This window comes from Bacillus salipaludis, from assembly GCF_030938565.1.
Classification (GTDB): Bacteria; Bacillota; Bacilli; order Bacillales; family Cytobacillaceae; genus Neobacillus; species Neobacillus salipaludis_A.
The window spans coordinates 4,509,416-4,526,772 of sequence record NZ_JAVGVR010000001.1 but is presented as its reverse complement, the minus strand read 5'-3'; the positions used below and the strand labels follow the sequence as shown (position 1 = coordinate 4,526,772).

Here is a 17,357-nt window from a genome sequence, read left to right as displayed (position 1 = left end):
TGTGAGTGTTTTTTTATAATCCACTGAAAATCAATCATCGATGTTCCGTATAGGAAGCTTTGGATGATGAATTTCATCCTTAGTAATCTTGAAGACCACCATTACATAAATTCATCCTTCCAAGAAAAAACTATCCATATCATAAACCACAGTTCAATTGATTGGAGGAGGCAAATTGAAGGCTTCGGATTTATTTGTGAAATGTTTAGAAAATGAAGGGGTTAAGTATATATTTGGCATTCCTGGTGAGGAAAATACTGATTTTGTTGATTCCCTTATTGGTTCTGATATTGAATTAATTCTTGTTCATCATGAACAAGCTGCAGCTTTTATGGCTGATGTTTATGGCAGACTTACAGGAAAACCGGGGATTTGTCTGGCAACACTTGGGCCAGGGGCAACCAATTTACTAACGGGGATCGGGGACGCCTATCTTGATCATGCGCCTGTTGTCGCGATTACGGGTCAGGCTGGTCTAGAACGAATCCATAAGGAATCCCATCAATATGTCGATATTATAGGTGTTTTTGAGAAAGTAACAAAATGGAATCAACAAATCCGGGTAGCCCATACCATCCCTGAAATCGTCAGAAAAGCCTTTAAAAAAGCTGTCCTTGAAAAGCCTGGTGCAGTTCATATTGAACTTCCCGAAGATATTGCCATGGAAGAAACGGAGGGCAAACCGCTTCCAGTTACACCAAATCCAGCTTCCAGTCCGACAAAAAGCGAAATCATAAAGGCTGCGATGGCCATTAATCGTGCGAAAAAACCAATCATCTTAGCGGGGAACGGAGTCATTCGCGATAGAGCAACGGATGCGTTAAGGGAATTTGCTGAAGCAAAGAATATACCGGTTGTAAATACCTTTATGGCAAAAGGGGTTTTGCCTTCTAATCATCCCTTAACCCTTTATACGGTGGGGATGCAGGCGAAAGATTATGTGCTTTGTGGATTTGACCAAGCTGATCTGATTATTACTGCCGGCTATGATTTTGTTGAATATTTGCCAAAATATTGGAATGATGAGGCAATGAATCCGATTATCCATATTGATAGTCTTCCTGCAGAAGTAGACGCCTACTATCCTCTGGAAGCAGAATTAGTCGGGAATGTAAAAGAGGGGTTAGAAGCATTAAGTCCCCTAGTTGAAGGAAAAGAATTATGGCCAGGAGTTAAAAAATTAAAAGCTCAACTGGTTGAAAAACTTCATGCATTGGATGAGCTCTCAGGAAGTCCTGTAAAACCGCAAAGAATTATTGCCGATTTGAAAAAGGCTGAGAAAGGCGAAGCCATAATCATTTCGGATGTTGGGGCGCATAAATTATGGATTGCCCGGCTCTACCAGCCCGAAAAGCCGAATCATACCATTATCTCGAACGGATGGGCTTCGATGGGGATTGCGGTACCTGGTGCGATTGCGGCCAAACTGGCCTTTCCCGAAAAACCGGTAGTTGCGGTTACTGGTGATGGCGGTTTTCTTATGAATGGTGTCGAATTGGCAACAGCCAAACGCCTTGGACTGGCATTTGTAGTTGTCATTTTCCATGATTCGAAGTTCGGTTTAATTGAGTGGAAACAGCTGAATAAATTTAATCGCTCAAGTGATATTACCTTTACGGATCCTGACTTTTTGGAGTTCGCAAAAAGTTTCGGCGTGACAGGAGTGAAAGTAACTCATTCTGACGAATTATTACCTGCTTTAGAAAAAGCGATTGCAAGTCAGGAAATTGTACTCATTGATGTCGATGTTGATTATTCAGAGAATGTAAAGCTGTCGAAAACACTTGGGGATTATATTTGCCGATTATAGAAATGATTCGTTACAAGACTGGAGGAAACTGAAGGATGAAGAAAAAATGGCCATTATGGATCGGTGGGAAGTGGCAGGAAGCAAAAACATATGAACCATTGTATAATCCCCATACCAATGAGGAGTTAGCCGAGATCGGACAAGCCGAACCAGCTGATGCTGAGCTGGCTATAACGAATGGACATGAAGCGTTTCAAAAATTCAAATCTTATCCGGCACATGCCCGGGCAGAAATCCTAGCAGAAGTCGCAGACATCATGGAAGAACGCAGTGAGGAATATGCGAAAATCATTGCTCTTGAGGGGGCTAAATCCATTCGAAATGCCCGCGAGGAGATTAGCCGTACTGTTCAGACTTATCAATTTGCGGCAGAAGCAGCAAAGAATAATTATGGAGATCAAATTCCGATGGATGCGGCGATTGGAGGGGAGAATCGCTTTGGCTTTACGATTCATACCCCTATTGGTGTCGTAACGGCAATTACTCCGTTTAATTTTCCTTTTAATCTAGTTGCCCACAAAGTCGGTCCGGCAATCGCAGCAGGGAATTCGATTGTCTTAAAGCCGGCTGAACAAACACCCTTAAGCTCCTTAGTTCTTGCCGAGATTTTTCAAGAGGCTGGGCTGCCTGATGGAGTACTTAACATTGTTCCTGGTAAAGGGGAAGTGTTAAGTGAAGTTTTAACAAGTCATCCTTTTGTAAAAAAAGTAACCTTTACAGGTAGTGTTGAGGTCGGTCATATTATTCAACAGCAGGCAGGGTTTCGTAAACTTACGCTTGAGCTTGGGTCAAATTCCCCGTTGATCATTGATGAAGGTGTTGACCTAGACAAAGTGGTCGAACGAAGTGTGATGGGGTCTTTTTCCTATAATGGTCAAGTATGTATCTCCATTCAGCGAATTTATGTCCATTCATCATTTTATCAAGAATATTTAGATCGATTTATTCGCAGAACGAAAGAGCTTGTGATCGGTTCACCACTTGATGAAAAAACAAACATAACGGCAGTCATTTCGAAAAAATCTTTGGAACGGTTACAGAGCTGGCTGGATGAAGCAGTTATGGAAGGGGCAAAAATTGAGTGCGGCGGAACGGTGGAGGGGAATGTCATGGCACCAACCGTTTTAACGAATGTGAACCGCGATTCAAAAGTATTTCGTTCTGAGATATTTGGCCCAATCGTTTGTATTTTCCCATTTGAAACATTGGATGAAGCGATCAATGACGCGAATGACTCCCGTTACGGATTGAATTCAGGCATCTTTACACCCAGCGTTGAAAAGGCTTTTTATGCAGCGCAGCGCTTAGAAACAGGCGGGGTCATTATCAATGATATCCCAACCTTCCGGGTTGACAACATGCCTTATGGCGGCTGGAAGGATAGCGGTGTCGGAAGAGAAGGCATCAAATATGCGATGAAAGAAATGATGGAGCAAAAATTTATTAGTTTTAAATTGAGTGATGATTAAGTAGCTAGTACCTGACCCCCAGTGCGTTAATGCTTTAACTTGCTGGGGTTCATTTTTATGGTGAATGGGGTAGCTCACATTGTCTTAGAGCTTTGCTGTTAAACTAATCTTTCTGAATAGTAAAATAGAAATACTTATTGAGGTACCGTGGTCTATCAAATGACAATCGTTCCTCTTGGCTTGTTTTCATGATGTAGAAAAAATTTTGAAAGAAGGTAAGACGGTGGGGACATGTGAATTATGCGGAAGAAGTGAGGTTGAGATTACAGTGCATCATTTACTTCCAAAGGAAATGGGAGGAACCTTTGGTGCAACAGCCAATTTCTGCATTCCTTGTCACAAGCAAGTTCATGCACTTTATACCAATGAGGAAATCGCCTCTCGGTTGTCAACTTTAAAGGATTTGCGTGAAGATCATCAATTAAGCCGCTTCGTCAAATGGATTCGAAAGCAAGCTCCAACCAAGTTAATGAAAATTAAGAAATCAAACCAAAGAAAGAGGAAGGAGCTGGGCTAATTTTTTTAAGCCGTTTTCGCCCTAGGGAATCCGATTCGGACACGATTGCTCATGGCTACATTTAAGCTGTCCGAAAAGCCTTTAAATGGAACACTTTTTATACCAAGAACAACAAAGTATACGAAAAGAAACTTATTAAAAGAAAAAAGCACCTAAAATACGGTGCAAATGTTTGCATTTGAGTTTCTCAATTCTCTAAATTGAGTTCTTGTGGTGGTTCACCATTTAGGTTTAAAATGCGGACGGTTTCAGGTTTTATTTCAAGAAAAACGTAGTTTGGATCTTCAGGGCCCTCAAACCATTGTTCAAATGACTTGTTCCAGTATTGTTGTTTCACTTTTGGCGAATCATTAAGAATGGATGTTCCGGAAATTTCAACATAGGAATCGTTTTGGCCTTGTTTTTCGTATCCTAACAAAACTGATACGGAAGGATTTTTCTCTATTTCTTCAATTTTCTCCGTATCCCTTTTCGTTGGTGTATATAAGGTTAAATTATCATTATAAAATGTCATGTACCGGGAATGGGGCTTATTATTTTCAACAGAAGAAAGGACCCCAGTTCTGTGTTCAGTAATAACTTTTAGCACCTTCTCTTTCATTGATGAATCTCTCATTGAATCTACTCCCTTTAATATATTAACATTAATTTTCCTCTTAATAATTTTAAATAAACTGTAAAATTAACCCATATCAAAATGAAAATATTATAAGGAAAAGGAGCAATACAAGTGGAAGTAACTGACGTAATTAAAACACTAAATCAATTTTTAAAAGGACAATATATGGGTATCTGTATCTTAAGCCCTGTCATACGCTTCTGGTGGTGCTTCCAACCAACCCTTACTAATCATGATATTCATACCATCATCGACAAAGGCGCCAATGTTGATAAGAGTTCTTATATACAACATATCGATATCTCTTCTTGCAGTTACCGCCAGTGAGTTTCCAAATGACCTTATTTTCATTGCAAACATATCCACTTTATGAAACAACATTATTTTATCGGAAAAAGGAGGATAGGTAGATGGTGTAACACAATGGTCTAGGTAAGCTGGTGATTGTATGTGTTCAAGATGAAGTTTTTCCTTATATTGTTTTACCGCTTTATCAGTCATGTCTAAACCTCTTTTAAACAAAGCTCTTATCTTTTCATCTTGAACGATTTGATGAAAGCCAAATAATAATGCCATACTTGTGGTGTTATTCTCAATGTTGTCCCAAAGATGAATAATCTCTAATGCCTGTAATGGTCGGACATTTCCAAAATATCCATTTAAGTAGCTTTGTTTATTGATTTTATCAATTCCGTCTGGTATTGGAATGATAGGAGGGGCTGCAATGAATTTTTTTTCCATTAAAATACTATTGATTTGCCCTAAAAGGACGCTTGTACATTCATTACAATAAATAAAAAACTCCCTTACATCCTCTCTCATTACCAATGGAACTGCTACAGCGTATAGGCTCATACCTGCCTTCGCAGCATATTTTAAATAGTGAACATAAAATTCATCTTCATATAAACGAGGGGCTCCAAGATTGACATCATCTTTAGTAAATCCAATTGGGATGGGGAAATTTTCCTTCTTAAAAAATCCTTCTGACCTTTGTATGAAATCCCTCGATAAAGCTAAACCATTTTCCAAAAGCAGCCTAATATCTTCATCCTCGCAATGATGAAGATAATAACTTAAAATTTGAATGGACATGCTGTTTCCCATATAGGTAGCCCAAAGTTTACCAATTTCAAAAGTTGATAACGGTTGGGTCTCATCTAATATTTTTGGATTTATATTTAGCGGTTTCATCACATTCATTGGATTTAAATCTTTATCCGTGGTCATAACTATTCTCCTTTTTCCCGCATTTCTGTTTATGATTTCCATTGGAAAAAATTTAATTCCCACAAATCTGACCTTTTCCTTTAATTAACATTGTTAATGTTTGCTAGTGGGAACGGAACCCCTATAGGCTTTTTGGTTTAAAAACTTTTTTTCTGCGCTATATAAGAAAAATTCCTCCATCCACAAAAAACAAAGCCCCCTCATAACAGAGAAGGGCTTCCACCTTTCATTTTTATGGCTTTATAACTAATTCAGAAAAGTGAACTAGCTTTATATTTAACGGAGAACCTTCATCCACTATTTCACAATAACCGGATGCATATTGATGAAGAATTGTATATTCCTTACCTTCAAAGATTACTAAGATTTTCCCCATTAAATCACATCCCACTATTTTTACACTAATAATACTTGAATGACCTTTAAAAGTCTGTGTCCGTGTAATGACAATTAAGTAATTAAAAATGGAAAGGATTAACCCTTCCCAGTTGAATGTTTGATCTCCACTAATAAACGGACAATGATTAAGCTGAAAATCGTCGACAGAAAGGCTGTCCCAAGTCCGATTTTAATGATTGTGTTATCTTTATTTTTTTGGAACATTTCGCTCGCTCCTTTGGTAAACACTTTTTTGTTATTAGTTCACCCTAAAACATCCAATAATTTTATATAAATTCATGGGAATGAAAGTACTATCGAAAAAAGTAATCATTTCTAGTTTCTCTAGTGTAAATTTCTAGTGAATAGACTTATACCGTTACAAGTTATAGGAAATTCACATATCGATAGATAAACGGAAATAGAAAGGGATGATCGCTTTTGAAGATATTATTTCTAGAAAGTCACCCAATGTGGATTTATGGTTTACCGAATGGTTTTAAAGAAGAAGGGCATACGGTGATGATTTCTGGACCAATAAGTAAGGAAAATATTTTGGAAATACTAGATTGGTTTAAGCCTGATTTAATCATATCTCTTGGATGGACACCTGAACATTCGAAAGAAAAATGGCCCTGGATTCGAGAGGCTATTAAAAAAACAACGATTCCGTTCGTTTATTGGGCTACAGAAGACCCTTTACACACTGAAAATTTTACACTACCTCTTATTAATGCAATTCGACCAGATTTTGTTTTTACCGTTACCCCTTCATTATGTGAATTATACGAGAAGCTAGGTTTTAAAGCTGCTCATTTAGATTTCGGGTACCATCAGAGTGTACATTATCAGGTACAACCAATGAATAACTATCGTTGTGACATAGCGGTAGTAGCGAATGCTTATCCTGAATATCTTGAAGAAAATCCAGATGAATACCGTTCGAGATCCTTAAAAAGATTAATAAGGCCACTGATCCAGAATGGAATACGTGTTGATTTTTGGGGAAAGGATTGGGAAAGAATGGGTAAGTTTTTCGGGAAAGAAATTCCAATTAATTGGATTCATGGCTATATAGACTACAGGGACGCCTATAAAGTCTATAGTTCTGCCAAAATCGTGATTGGATTGCAAAACTCTCGAACACAACTTACTCAGCGCACATACGAAATTCTTGGTTCTGGTGGGGTTTTATTTACATCGGATACATCGGCCGTTCGAGATCAATTTAAACCAGGTAAAGATTTAATTATTACATCCTCCTCTGAGGAAACAGTAGAGAAGATTCAATATTATTTAAAAAATGATTTAGAAAGGCAGCAAATTCGTGAAAATGGTAAAATAGCTGTCAAAAAACATTCCTATCGAAATAGAGCAAAGGAAATGCTAGAAGTATTAGAAAATAGAGGTGTTCTAAGAGAAATCGGAGATATTATCCATTTTTCGGAATTTCTCAAAGAAATCTATGAAATGCATACCGTTTCTCCAGGTGATAATCTTTCAAGAATTGCCAATATATATAATGTCCCGATTCAACAATTGATAGAACTAAATAATCTAAGCTCAAATAATTTGTATGCAGGTCAAATCCTTAGAATAAAGAAAAAGTAGTGCCGGGGGGACGGTTCTCTCGGCTTTTTTGGTGCCAGACTCAGAAAATGAATAAAGATATACTCATAGATTTTTATTTGCGCAAATATGCATGTGTATCCGTAAATGTATGGATTTCCAGGTTGTCATTCAGTCTAACAAAGTGTGAAACAAACAAGGCAAAAGCAATCGTTAGAAATACCGGGATTACTACAAGCAATTCAGGATTCTTTCTTTTTCTTTTCATTTTTTTATACTTTTTTAAGCTAACAACCTTACTTTTCTTGTTCAAGATCAGTTGCCTCCGTTTTTTTATACATATCCACTTATAAATATAATATAACAATATCTGAATTTTGTAAAAATTATATTTAATCACTACTCTCTTTTTTGTGGTCCAAGCCCCTTTATTTAAACTACCTGTGATTCCTCACGTACAATTACTGTTGCAGAATGGGTAAAAAAGGCAAATGAATAAAAGCTGAAAGAGCTAATCGACAAATTTTTGATTAGCTCTTTTATATTATGGATAATATATTTTATTTACAATTTGGGAAACTTATCTTTGGAGGATAGATTAAAAGCTACTGGCTAAAGGAGCAAATATTATGTTTAAAAATAAAAAAATGGCATTCGCTATAGGGATGCTAATCATTCCATGGCTATCTGTACCCTTTCTTGGGAAAAAATCATTTTTCAGGTTTTTACCTGTAGCAAGTTTTACTAATTTATTCATAAGTATGTTCAGTGTCATTGCTAATAAGAGAAAATGGTGGATTAATAAAAACCCTCTATCTCCCGGTTTGGTCGATTTACATATATATTAGGTCCTTTTTTTGTAGCCACATTATGGATATTTAAACTGACCTATGGCAATTTTTTAAAATATTTTATTACAAATGCAGTATTGGATGTTATTTGTGCTTATCCTTTTGCTGAAATATGGGAAAGAGTAGGAGTATTTAAATTAAAAAAATTAAGTCATACGATGTGGTATTTGTTTTGTATTTCTTTAGCTGTTATTATTTATGGGTTTCAAAAATTAGTGGAAAAATCGATAAGGGAAGTGAACGGTCCCAAAGCTAAAGAAAAAAACAACTAAATTGGAGGCAATACTTTGGAGCATTGCCTTTCTGGGCTTGGGCAATTTTTACATTCGTAATATATTAATAAAAATTGGTTGAAAACTTTTCAGATTCAAACAAAGTAAATGACTATCAATTTTATATACAATTTGATAGTCATTTTCCATTACATGTTTTCATGTTTGCAAAAGCAAGCGAAACTATTTTTCCAAAACATTAGAAAGGGAAATACAAGCATTAGGACCTGTGTTCTATTTCGCTAACCTTCTAACAATTGCCGATAAACGGAGTAAACCATTTTCTATCTGTGAAAGTGAGGCAAATGAATAAGAAATCCGCAAATATTGTTCAGATTGGTGATCATACACATTCCCTGGATTCAGTAAGATTCCTTCTGAAAGTGCCATTTCAAATAATTTTCGAATCGAAATCGATGGGATTAAACGGACCCATACATAAAATCCGCCTTTTGGTTTTTCCCATACTGCAAGATCAGAAAAATATTTATTCAAAGTAGTTAACGTAAAATCTCTTCGTATTTTCAATTCTTTTCTTACATCATTAAGTTGTTGAGTATAAAGTCCACTCGAAAACCACTCCGTGGCTGCCCACTGAGATAATGAACTAGAACCATAATCCGTTTGCATTTTAATATCTGCTAAATGCTCGACAACGGGTTCTGGGCCAACAATCCAACCAATTCGGAGACCGGGACTTAACGATTTCGATAAACTTCCCAAATAAAGGACAAGACCATTTTTGTCAAACGCTTTAATTGGCATTGGAGGTTTTTCATCCAGCCATAATTCTCTGTAAACATCATCTTCGATTAAGGGTAACCGCTCTTGTTGACAGATCTCTAACAATTGATGGCGTCTTTCCTCAGTCATTAGGGTTCCGGTCGGGTTATGAAAAGAAGGAATAGTATATAGTAGTGCCGCTTTATGTTGTTTTTTATATTGAGATATGTGTTTGGTTTCAATTCCTTCCCGATCCATTGGGGTTCCAATTAACTGCATTCCCGCTGACTGAAAGACATTTAATGAATGAAGATAGGAAGGCTTTTCAGTTAACACGGTAGAACCCCTATGCAGTAAACCAACACTAATAAGCTGTAAAGCTTGTAAAGCACCTGATACGATTAAAATTGAAGAAGGAGAAGCTGGAATCCCCATTGTTTTTAAATAGCTGGCCAATTGTTCCCTTAATGGCTGCAACCCCTTAGGTTCTTCATAACCATAAGAAATTTCTTTTGTAGACAATTGATTAAAAACTTTTTTCATCAGAGTGTTGGGAATTAGGGATGGCGATAATTCCCCGGTTCCCAAGCGGATGATATTAGGATAGAATTCAGCTTGATTGATTTCCTTAATCGTTGGCAGGTTTGGCTGATGAATACCCACATTAACGTATGAGTTCCAGTCTGGGGGAGGGGTGGTGGCTAAAAGATTCCATGTATTATTTACCACTCTGGTTCCACTCCCGCTTTTCCCTTCAATAAGTCCTTCCGCGATTAATTCATCATAAGCCGCTACCACTGTACTTCGATTGACTCCCAAAGAATTCGCTAAGGTACGTTGGGGAGGTAGTTTAAATCCGATCGTCCACTCGCCATTTGATATTTTTTCTTTCATAAAATCTGTAATTTGTCTATGTAATGGGACAGATGAAGATTTATTTGGTTTCCAGTCGATTGTAAACATAGGTTTAGGACTCCTTTCTATATATGATTATATAACTTGGTTGGGTTAGATGCCATCCAATTGGATGGAGACATGGACACCATTTCTAACTAAAATAGGTTTAGGTTATAGAAAGAAAGGAAGAAGATTTGATGTTTGAACCATTTATTCATGGATTTATTCTTGCGATAGGATTGATCCTGCCACTCGGTGTCCAAAACGTTTTTATTTTTAATCAAGGAGTCCTGCAGCCTCGTTTTATTAAAGTCGTACCAGCCGTCATTACCGCTTCCTTGTGTGATACTTTTTTAATCTTGGTGGCTGTTTTGGGAGTTTCATTTATTATTCTTGGTTCCGTATGGATGAAGACCATTTTAATTGGCGGAGGGTTTATCTTTTTAGTTTATATGGGATGGACCACATGGAATAGTAAACCAAGTAATCGAAAGGAAGAGATCGAGAAGAAATTTTCTTTGAAAAAACAAATCCTATTTGCCGCATCTGTTTCCCTACTGAACCCACACGCCATTATGGACACGATGGGTGTGATTGGAACGAGTTCATTACGATACCATGAGGAAGAAAAAGTATTTTTTACTTTTGCGTGTATTTTGGTTTCGTGGATTTGGTTTTTCGGACTTTCGCTATTTGGGAGAATAAGTGGAAAACTCGATAAATCTGGAAACTTTATATTGGTATTGAATAAAATATCAGCCTTAGTTATGTGGGGGGCAGCTGTTTATCTTGTGCTGACATTGTTTATAAACTAATGAAAGGGATTGGGATTCCAATCTCTTTTATTTTTATAGAGGTTAACCAATTTATGGAAGTATAGGAGTATTTTACTTTTAAATAGAAAAAAAGTAGGATATGATTCTTACAGTCTATTAAATGAATACATATATCTTCTATGAAAGGAAGTTCAGAATGCGTCTACTTGTTTTTCATATTTTCACATGCCTGGCGGTTTTGGGCATTGTTTTTTCCGTGGGTGGAAAAGTTGCTGCGGAAGAAAATACCGTTACCCTAAATGTAGCTGATTTTGGGGCAAATGGATCAGATGAGGTAGATGATACCGCCCTAATTCAGGAAGCACTTGATGCAAATAAAGATGATGGTACACAAACGACCATTGTAGTCCCGAACGGTACCTATTTAATCACTAAAACTCTCAAAATTAATTCTAATACTCATTTACTTTTATCCGAAAAAGCAGTGATCGTTAGGAATAAAACCTTTGGTCCGATGTTACGGAATGCAAATCGTGCACCTGGTTATACAGGCAACGAAAACATCGTAATCGAGGGAGGTACTTGGGATGGGAATGCAATAAAGTTTCCAACAAAAGATAATATGGGTTTTGATAACCTTGAATTTGGTCATGCAAATAACATTACAATCCAAAAGACCAATGTTATTAACAATTTTGGAGCGCATGCCATTGAATTTGCAGGTGTTAAAAATGGGCAGGTACTAAACAGTTCTATCTCGGGCTACTATGAATCTGGAGGAAACCACAAAAAGAAGGAAGCCATTCAGCTTGATATTACACATGATAATATTGTTACGCCCTTTTTCGGGGCCGTGAATTATAACGATGACACACCTTGTCAAAACATAACCGTTCAAGGAAATACAATCGAAAACTATTCAAGGGGTGTTGGGAGTCATATCACAGTAAAAGGGATCTATCCTCAAAACATTGTGATTGAAAATAACACTTTTAAAAATTTAACAGATGAAGCAATTGATGCACTCAACTATAAGGATCTTACAATCAAAGATAATATATTTGTAGATGTCGGTTCAGGTGTGGAATTTACCACACAAACCGTCAATGGGGCCTATGATCCGAATGATACCGCTATTCCCATAAAAATAGAGGATCAATTTTCAATTAAAATTACAGGAAATCAAATTACAAGAGTCCATACAAACCCATTCCAAATTGGCAACGGGATAATATTATCTGGGACAAATGATTACCCAATTAAAGATGTTACGATTCAGAATAATAACATAAGTGACTGTGATGAAAATGGTATTTATTTGAACTTTACAAATAATGCTTTGGTTTCAGGGAATACTGTCAAAGGTTCAAAAAAATATGGGATTGCAGCTCAGCATTATTCCTCTAGCAATTCGATCGATTCAAATATTTTAACAGGGAACCAGAATCATGGAATCTCTATTTTTGATCATTCCAATTCCACTATTACGAATAATGATATTAAGAGTAATAAGGGAAGTGGAATCTCTATTACCTCCTATTCTTCTGATAACAAGGTTGATAATAACAAAATCACAGACAATGGATTGTATGGTGTTGCTGTGAACGAAAATTCTGATCGAAATCTAATTAATGATAATAATATTGTCAATTCAGGTTCTCAAGGGGTTAGGCTTCATGGTCAAGCGCCGACACCTGACCAGTCTAATAAAGTAACAAATAATACAATTAATAACAGTGGATATGATGGACTCATCCTTGAAAATGCGCAGAATTCCGTAATCACTGGAAACACCATTTCTGGCTCTAAGAAAAATGGGGTAATCATTAGCAAGACATCAACAGGCAATACTTTTAATTCTAATACCATTTCTTCAAGCGGCCAAAACGGGATCTCCATTAATGATCACTCATCTGCTAAGGTCATGAATAATAATATCAATACCAGCAAAATAAACGGGATCAGTATTAGCGCCTACTCGAATTCAAGCATTGTGCAAGAAAATACCGTAAAGGATAGTGGACAAAGCGGTGTTTCGGTTATTTCTAATTCATCGAATAACACAATTTCAAAAAATATAATCAATGCGAGCAAGATGGATGGCGTATATGTGGATCATGCAAATGGAAATCAACTTTCGAGTAATACAATCCAGGCACCTGGTGGTTCAGGCATTTCAATCAACAATTATTCACAAAAGAATAAAGTGAATCAGAATCAAGTGAACAATCCAAAATTGCAAGGGATTCAAGTTGCGAACCATTCAATAGCTGATTTGACTACTAATACGATTAATTACGCAGGACAAAATGGAATAGCGATCAGTGCATCTTCATCAGGAAATACGGTAAATAACAGTATTATTTTTTCAAGCACCAAAAACGGAGTCTTAATTTATGACCACTCGGCTGCAAAAATGTCAGGAAATAATATTAGTAAAAGTAGGGAAAACGGGATCAGTATTAGCACGTATTCTAATAACAGCAATTTATATAAAAACGCAGTTAAAGATAGCGGAAGAAACGGGATTTCAATCAGTTCATATTCATCAAAAATTATAGTTGATAGTAATGATATAAATAACAGTGGTAGATATGGAGTTGGCATCAGTGGCGGTTCCGTGAATGATGGTATAAAAAATAATACCGTTACCACATCTCTTAAAGGGATTTCCTTAGTGGGAACGAAGACAAAGCAAGTAAAAACCAATACGATTTCCAGCAATACGGTTAAATCGAGCAAGGCAAACGGGATTTACTTGGCATATGCAAGTGGAAATAAAATTTTTAAAAATAAAATTTACTCATCAGGAAGTTCTGGGATAGCCATTAAGTATTATTCAAAAAAAAACACAGTGGACCAAAACAAACTGGATCATTCAAAAAAACACGGCATCCAAGTGTATTCCCATTCTTCCGCATTCATTACAAAAAATAACATTTATCGTTCATCTGAAAACGGGGTGTCCATCAGTTTCTATTCTAATCACAGTACAGTATCGTCAAACACGATTAAGGATAGCGGGAAATATGGAATCGCTCTAACCAGCCATTCCAGTTCCAATAAAATCGGTAAAAATACGATTGTGAGAAGTACAAAAGGGAAAGTTTATAAAGCGAAATGAAGTGGCCAGGGGAAGGTTCCTCTGGTTTTTTTGTTGGAGAAAAAACAATGAGAATGGTCTTATAGGAAAAAATGCACAATATGACACTCCATACTAAAATAATTGTTTCTTCTAGCAATGGAAAAAAATCCTCCAAGATGGAAGATTTTTTATCTTAAATTGGGATATCCTTGCTGACGCAAAGCCTCATACACCAATATAGCAGCTGTATTCGAAAGGTTCAGTGAACGAACATGTTCATTCATAGGTATTCTCAAAAAGTGATCTTTATTTTTTTCTAGTAAATCTTTAGGTAATCCAGTTGTTTCTTTTCCAAACATAAAATAATGCTCCTTTGATCCATCACTGAAATCAAAGGATGAATGTGGTTTTTCACCAAATGTCTCAATATAGTAAAACTCACCTTGATTTCTTGAAAAAAAGTCATCCAATGAGTCATAATACGTTATGTTTACAGACTGCCAGAAATCTAAACCAGCTTGTTTTATCATCTTTTCATCTGTTGAAAAGCCAAGTGGTCGGATTAAATGCAAGGCAGTATCCGTTGCCGCACAAGTACGTGCAATATTTCCAGTATTAGCCGGAATTTCTGGTTGATATAGTACAACATGAATTGCCAAGAATGGTCACCTCTATCTTATTTTCACTCTCCAAATTATAGCATATTATTATGCAGATTCATGTGGCGGTGGGCTTTCTATGCATTTCTATAAAGTCATTATTTCTTCTTTAGGTAATTGACTTGAATGTTGTTTTTTTATAATAATGACAAATAAGCTTGCTAATAAACAGAACACTCCTGCCAAGAAGAATGCCCACGTGTACGTGTTAAAAAATTTATAGATTAGACCTCCTCCATAAGCAGCTGTTGCAGCACCTACCTGATGAGATGCAAAAATCCAACCATATACGATTCCACTTTTAGTAGTGCCAAAAATTTGTCTTGAGATGCTTATCGTTGGTGGTACAGTTGCAATCCAATCTAATCCATAAAACACCGTAAAGATAACCAGCATTGTAGTGGAACCTTCATTTAATGCATAAGGAAGTAATAGAAGAGAAGCCCCTCTAAAACCGTAGTACCAAAATAATAGCCATCGATTATCGAAACGATCTGAAAGCCAACCGGATAGAGTTGTTCCTACTAGATTAAAGATTCCCATAAACGATAGAAACGAAGCCGCTGTAACTAAGGGTATTCCAAAACTTATACAGTAAGAAACAAAATGTGTACCAACTAAACCGCTTGTTGATAGTCCGCAAATAAAGAAACTACCAGATAATAACCAATATTCCTTCACCTTCACAGCTTCGAATAAACCTTTGAAGGCAATAACAATTGGGTTTTCCTTTGGTCCTTCATTACTCTCTTGTATTTCTTCTTCAAGACCATATGGAAGAATACCAACATCTTTTGGTTTGTTTTTCATAAATAAAAGGATGATTAATAGCATAATGATACTAAGGATCATCATTAAACCAATCGCCGGGCGCCACGAATAATGATCGATAATCGTCGCTAAGACAGGAAGTAATATTAACTGACCTGTTGCTGAACTTGCCGTTAATATTCCTACTGCAAGACCTCTTCTTTTCTCAAACCAATGATTCGCAACATATGGACTTAATACGGTTAAAAAAAGACTTGATCCCAGCCCAATAATAATGCCCCAAATGAGAATCATCTGCCATGATTGATTCATAATGAAGGTAAGAATGATACCTATCAGCAAAGTTGCCATAGATGCAATCATCATTTTCTTTAAGCCAATCACATTAAGTAATGCTGCCATAAACGGGCCAGATATGCCATATAAAAACATACTAATGGCAAAAGCGAGTGCAATTTCAGATCGATCCCAGCCAAATTCCTTTTCAAAAGGGTCAATGAAAACTCCCGATGATGACATGACAATTCCGGCTGCAATAATCGAGAAAAAGGTTATGGCAAGAATAAACCAGCTATAATGTATACGCTTCAAAACTGAATCACCTCTGTTGTCTTCATTTTCTTGATTTTTCTTAATCTTAACTTGAAACTATTTATTAGTAAAATTGAAATTTATGAAGTTATCTATTGATTTTTTTGATACTATACAAGAAAGAACAATGTGAAAATGGGTGAATTGATGGAAATACGCCATTTTGTTACGTTTAAAAAAGTCATTGAATTGGGGAGCTTCACACAAGCAGCAGAACAGTTAGGATACACTCAATCCACGGTCACTTCTCATATTCAGGCACTTGAAGAACATTTAGGAGGACCACTGTTTGATCGGATGGGTCGAAAGGTGAGGTTGACTGATATTGGCAAGAAGTTGTTGCCCTTTACCCAAGAGATTTTAGATACCTATGAAAAAATCGAAAGCATTACCAGTGATGAAGAGGATATAAGAGGGGAGCTAAAGATTGCGGCGCCTGAATCTCTAACGGTATACCGCCTAGAACCTATATTAAGAGAATATAGAAAGAAATTTCCTCATGTTAAGATCCGATTAAGTAACGCAAGCTGCGGAGATAACAAGAGATTCATCCTTAATGGTAGTGCAGATATTGCCTTTGTCATGCTGCCACAGTTGCAGGAATCAGATTTAGTCGTCCATTCGTTGTTGGACGAACCGATTGTCCTTGTTGGAAGCCCTGATTGTTGTTCGCTGAATACTTTAGATAAAAGCTACGATAATCAAAAGATCAGCGAGTGTTTGATTGTGAACGAAAAAGACTGCAGTTATCGATCAATGTTTGAAGAATACCTTGGAGAACGGGGAATTGTACCTTCGCACAAGATGGAGCTTTGGAGTATAGAGGCGATGAAACGTTGTGTAATGAGTGGGCTTGGTATTGCTTACTTGCCTTTGATGACAGTAAAGGATGAAATTATAGCAGGAAGGTTAAAAATTATTCCATGCGTTGGTGACTTTAAACAGATTTTGTCCCATGTCGTTTATCACAAGAACAAGTGGATTTCCCCGGCGTTATCCATGTTTATCGATATTACCTTGAAACATGCAAAAGACTGGTCATGTGCGGAGATTACTTGTTAGGTGAACTTAGTATTTTTCCTTAAGAAACGTCTTTTTGCTCCAAATATATTTGAAAAAATACAATAGAAAGTTGTAAAA

At 36.7% G+C, this 17,357-nt stretch carries 16 protein-coding genes; 8 read left to right on the top strand and 8 right to left on the bottom strand.

All coding sequences use genetic code 11. From position 1 onward, the window contains the following. Positions 1-175 precede the first annotated feature (175 nt). From RCG21_RS22305 to hlpB, 3 genes are all read left to right on the top strand, one after another. On the top strand, positions 176-1,810 hold the full coding sequence (locus RCG21_RS22305; protein WP_308913790.1) for an acetolactate synthase large subunit: 1,635 nt from the start codon (positions 176-178) through the stop codon (positions 1,808-1,810). 35 nt (positions 1,811-1,845) lie between these two features. Then, positions 1,846-3,279, top strand: a complete 1,434-nt coding sequence (locus tag RCG21_RS22300; RefSeq protein WP_133338632.1) for an aldehyde dehydrogenase family protein — start codon at positions 1,846-1,848, stop codon at positions 3,277-3,279. A gap of 223 nt (positions 3,280-3,502) precedes the next feature. Then, on the top strand, positions 3,503-3,796 hold the full coding sequence (gene hlpB, locus RCG21_RS22295; RefSeq protein ID WP_133338634.1) for an HNH nuclease-like protein HlpB: 294 nt from the start codon (positions 3,503-3,505) through the stop codon (positions 3,794-3,796). Positions 3,797-3,983: 187 nt separating this feature from the next. On the opposite strand, the gene RCG21_RS22290 is transcribed toward hlpB, so the two are convergent. From RCG21_RS22290 to RCG21_RS22275, 4 genes are all read right to left on the bottom strand, one after another. Beyond that, positions 3,984-4,412, bottom strand: a complete 429-nt coding sequence (locus RCG21_RS22290) for a pyridoxamine 5'-phosphate oxidase family protein (protein ID WP_133338636.1) — start codon at positions 4,410-4,412, stop codon at positions 3,984-3,986. Positions 4,413-4,595: 183 nt separating this feature from the next. Beyond that, the gene (locus RCG21_RS22285; protein WP_235824918.1) at positions 4,596-5,645 is read right to left on the bottom strand and encodes a DUF3231 family protein; all 1,050 of its coding nucleotides are present in this window, start codon (positions 5,643-5,645) and stop codon (positions 4,596-4,598) included. A 232-nt stretch (positions 5,646-5,877) separates the two neighbouring features. Then, the gene (locus RCG21_RS22280) at positions 5,878-6,021 is read right to left on the bottom strand and encodes a hypothetical protein (protein ID WP_165976357.1); all 144 of its coding nucleotides are present in this window, start codon (positions 6,019-6,021) and stop codon (positions 5,878-5,880) included. A gap of 98 nt (positions 6,022-6,119) precedes the next feature. Further along, positions 6,120-6,248 (bottom strand): hypothetical protein, encoded by a 129-nt coding sequence (locus tag RCG21_RS22275; RefSeq protein ID WP_268884132.1) that lies wholly within the window; start codon positions 6,246-6,248, stop codon positions 6,120-6,122. Positions 6,249-6,464: 216 nt separating this feature from the next. Here RCG21_RS22275 and RCG21_RS22270 point away from each other — a divergent pair, with 216 nt between their 5' ends. Beyond that, entirely contained in the window at positions 6,465-7,634 is a 1,170-nt protein-coding gene (locus RCG21_RS22270; RefSeq protein ID WP_133338638.1) for a DUF3880 domain-containing protein, read from the top strand. A 73-nt stretch (positions 7,635-7,707) separates the two neighbouring features. Here the strand turns inward: RCG21_RS22270 and RCG21_RS22265 are convergent, their stop codons facing one another. Further along, complete coding sequence (locus RCG21_RS22265; protein ID WP_133338640.1) at positions 7,708-7,905, bottom strand: hypothetical protein; 198 nt, start codon at positions 7,903-7,905, stop codon at positions 7,708-7,710. Between the two features lie 316 nt (positions 7,906-8,221). On the opposite strand from RCG21_RS22265, the gene RCG21_RS22260 reads away from it, so the two are divergent. Further along, positions 8,222-8,440: a hypothetical protein gene (locus RCG21_RS22260; protein ID WP_133338642.1), complete on the top strand. Its 219-nt coding sequence runs from the start codon at positions 8,222-8,224 to the stop codon at positions 8,438-8,440. Between the two features lie 509 nt (positions 8,441-8,949). On the opposite strand, the gene pdxR is transcribed toward RCG21_RS22260, so the two are convergent. Further along, positions 8,950-10,401, bottom strand: a complete 1,452-nt coding sequence (gene pdxR / locus RCG21_RS22255) for a MocR-like pyridoxine biosynthesis transcription factor PdxR (protein WP_133338644.1) — start codon at positions 10,399-10,401, stop codon at positions 8,950-8,952. Between the two features lie 131 nt (positions 10,402-10,532). Here pdxR and RCG21_RS22250 point away from each other — a divergent pair, with 131 nt between their 5' ends. Further along, on the top strand, positions 10,533-11,150 hold the full coding sequence (locus RCG21_RS22250; RefSeq protein WP_133338646.1) for a LysE/ArgO family amino acid transporter: 618 nt from the start codon (positions 10,533-10,535) through the stop codon (positions 11,148-11,150). A 157-nt stretch (positions 11,151-11,307) separates the two neighbouring features. Further along, a complete protein-coding gene (locus tag RCG21_RS22245; RefSeq protein WP_165976358.1) occupies positions 11,308-14,235 on the top strand; it encodes a right-handed parallel beta-helix repeat-containing protein in 2,928 nt (975 codons plus the stop codon). Between the two features lie 149 nt (positions 14,236-14,384). Here the strand turns inward: RCG21_RS22245 and trmL are convergent, their stop codons facing one another. Both trmL and RCG21_RS22235 read right to left on the bottom strand, forming a co-directional pair. After that, a complete protein-coding gene (gene trmL, locus RCG21_RS22240) occupies positions 14,385-14,855 on the bottom strand; it encodes a tRNA (uridine(34)/cytosine(34)/5-carboxymethylaminomethyluridine(34)-2'-O)-methyltransferase TrmL (RefSeq protein ID WP_133338650.1) in 471 nt (156 codons plus the stop codon). An 87-nt stretch (positions 14,856-14,942) separates the two neighbouring features. After that, on the bottom strand, positions 14,943-16,217 hold the full coding sequence (locus RCG21_RS22235) for an MFS transporter (RefSeq protein ID WP_133338652.1): 1,275 nt from the start codon (positions 16,215-16,217) through the stop codon (positions 14,943-14,945). A gap of 147 nt (positions 16,218-16,364) precedes the next feature. Here RCG21_RS22235 and RCG21_RS22230 point away from each other — a divergent pair, with 147 nt between their 5' ends. After that, complete coding sequence (locus RCG21_RS22230; protein ID WP_308913789.1) at positions 16,365-17,279, top strand: LysR family transcriptional regulator; 915 nt, start codon at positions 16,365-16,367, stop codon at positions 17,277-17,279. Positions 17,280-17,357 lie beyond the last annotated feature (78 nt).

What these genes read in the sequence shown, in the direction of transcription:
- RCG21_RS22300 (WP_133338632.1), top strand. Translation starts at nt 1,846, where the DNA reads ATGAAGAAAAAATGGCCATTATGGATCGGTGGGAAGTGGCAGGAAGCA.
- RCG21_RS22290 (WP_133338636.1), bottom strand. Translation starts at nt 4,412, where the DNA reads ATGAGAGATTCATCAATGAAAGAGAAGGTGCTAAAAGTTATTACTGAA.
- RCG21_RS22285 (WP_235824918.1), bottom strand. Translation starts at nt 5,645, where the DNA reads ATGACCACGGATAAAGATTTAAATCCAATGAATGTGATGAAACCGCTA.
- RCG21_RS22280 (WP_165976357.1), bottom strand. Translation starts at nt 6,021, where the DNA reads ATGGGGAAAATCTTAGTAATCTTTGAAGGTAAGGAATATACAATTCTT.
- RCG21_RS22275 (WP_268884132.1), bottom strand. Translation starts at nt 6,248, where the DNA reads ATGTTCCAAAAAAATAAAGATAACACAATCATTAAAATCGGACTTGGG.
- RCG21_RS22260 (WP_133338642.1), top strand. Translation starts at nt 8,222, where the DNA reads ATGTTTAAAAATAAAAAAATGGCATTCGCTATAGGGATGCTAATCATT.
- pdxR (WP_133338644.1), bottom strand. Translation starts at nt 10,401, where the DNA reads ATGTTTACAATCGACTGGAAACCAAATAAATCTTCATCTGTCCCATTA.
- RCG21_RS22250 (WP_133338646.1), top strand. Translation starts at nt 10,533, where the DNA reads ATGTTTGAACCATTTATTCATGGATTTATTCTTGCGATAGGATTGATC.
- RCG21_RS22245 (WP_165976358.1), top strand. Translation starts at nt 11,308, where the DNA reads ATGCGTCTACTTGTTTTTCATATTTTCACATGCCTGGCGGTTTTGGGC.
- RCG21_RS22230 (WP_308913789.1), top strand. Translation starts at nt 16,365, where the DNA reads ATGGAAATACGCCATTTTGTTACGTTTAAAAAAGTCATTGAATTGGGG.